This window comes from Bartonella sp. AP21QHHD, assembly GCF_042196205.1.
Taxonomy (GTDB): Bacteria; Pseudomonadota; Alphaproteobacteria; order Rhizobiales; family Rhizobiaceae; genus Bartonella.
Genome location: NZ_JBHIPT010000029.1, coordinates 1 through 1,774 on the forward strand (window position 1 = coordinate 1; position 1,774 = coordinate 1,774).

Below are 1,774 nucleotides of genomic sequence, written 5' to 3' on the forward strand. Positions count from 1 at the left end.
CATTAAACGATAATTTTAAAAGGATAGCGTGATGGCATTTCCATTATTATTTCCATTAGCTGGGGCAGCTTTTATGGCAGCGAGAGCTGCGCCTCATATTTTTAGATATATTGCTCCCAAAGCGGTTACAGGGGCGAATAGATTGGGACAATTAATAACAAAGAACCCCGTGGGGAATTTCATAACAAAGTACCCCAAAACCTCTCTATTTATGACTGGAATGTCAGGTATTGAAAGTATGATGACACCAGAGAAAGCACAAGCCCCATCCAACCCCTATTTACAGAATAGTCTGAATCCATATGGACCATTTATGCCCTATACGGCTCCTAAAGCGGAAATGCCTCTTGGATTTGATCAACATCCACCCATGCCAAATGCACTAGAGAGTACTCCACAAGAACTAAAACCTCATGTTAATGAACAAACGCAACCATTAGCACCCGCTTCCCCAACACCGACTCCTGAACTGACAGATGCAGAGAAATTTTTACAGTCCAATACTTATAAGTTTTTTCAATCAGATGCGTATCAGAAGCTCAAAGATCTTTTTGCAGGTATGGCAGAATCTTCATCAGACGGTTCTGGGTGGGATGCGCTTGCAAGTGGTGTGAAGCATCTTAATGAAGGTGATAAACGAAGAGAACAAGTCAATCAAACCGTCGAATACCTAAAATCTAAAGGTTACAGCGAAGAAGAAGCTGCTATCATGGCACGTAATCCGCAAATGCTTAGTGCGATGCTAACAGGTGGTGATAAACCTCAGTTAGATAAAGGTTATGAATGGGATCCCAATTCACAACTAGGTGAACGTAGAGCGAGACCGGTTAAGGGGTCGATGCAGGAACTTGAGTATAATCAGAAAAAACGAGACATAGAAGAGTGGGAAATAGGTAAGAGAAACACTGCTGCTGTAGCAGCAAAAGAAATTAATCATATTGTGGATACAGTTAACAATGCTCTTCAAATTATAGAGAAGAATCCCAAAAAGGCTGCTGGTAAGGTCGGTGCTTTTACTCAGATTTTCCCCGATACTGCTGCAAAAACATTAAAAAATAAATTAAAAACGCTTGAAGGTGGTGTCTTTGTTCGAGTGATTGAAGCAATCAAAAAGCAAAGTGACGGCGGGAAATTAGGCGTTGGACCGTTATCTAATGAAGAAAGCAGGCGCATAGTAGCATCTTATGGTACTATGGACATTAGCGATAAACCAGAAGAACTATATAAAACGCTCTTAAAAATCAAAGATATGTTTGATCTTTTTAAAAAACTGAATGATGAGGAAATTTATAGGTTGTCAAATGGAATGGAAGTAAGACCGCGTCTAAAGTATTCTGCTCAATATGCTAATCAGTCGATGCCGCAAGGAGGTGTTGAAAAATTGCCAACTATAAGTAGCAGAGAAGATATTAAAAAACTTGCTATTGGAGAAAGAGTATCCATACCAGACGGTAACTATATATATGACATTATTAGGGATAGATAAATGGTTCATCATAATAATACTCATCAAGATTTTCCAGATTTTGGTCCTGGAATAAGAATTATACGCCGTATCCCTAAAGAGGAATACGAAACATCGGTAGAGGAACCATTTCCAGATTTTGGTCCTGGAATAAGGGTTATACGTCGTATCCCTAAAGATGAATACGAAACATCATCCCAACATCCCGAAATAAGTAGCAGTGAAGCCTTTTGGAATTCTTTAAAGCATGGATTGAGTTTTAATTTAGATGATGAGATTGCGGGGATCACAGCGGCAGGACGTGATTCT

1 protein-coding gene and 1 pseudogene are annotated in these 1,774 nt (G+C 39.5%); both read left to right on the plus strand.

Annotation, left to right across the window (positions count from 1 at the left end; genetic code table 11):
- The first annotated feature begins 31 nt into the window (after window positions 1-31).
- Window positions 32-1,486 carry a hypothetical protein gene (locus ACFIMC_RS02960; protein ID WP_375685643.1) on the plus strand — a complete coding sequence of 485 codons (1,455 nt, stop codon included), beginning with the start codon at window positions 32-34 and terminating at the stop codon, window positions 1,484-1,486.
- Window positions 1,487-1,774 (plus strand): annotated as a pseudogene (locus ACFIMC_RS02965) (hypothetical protein); the annotation flags it as partial.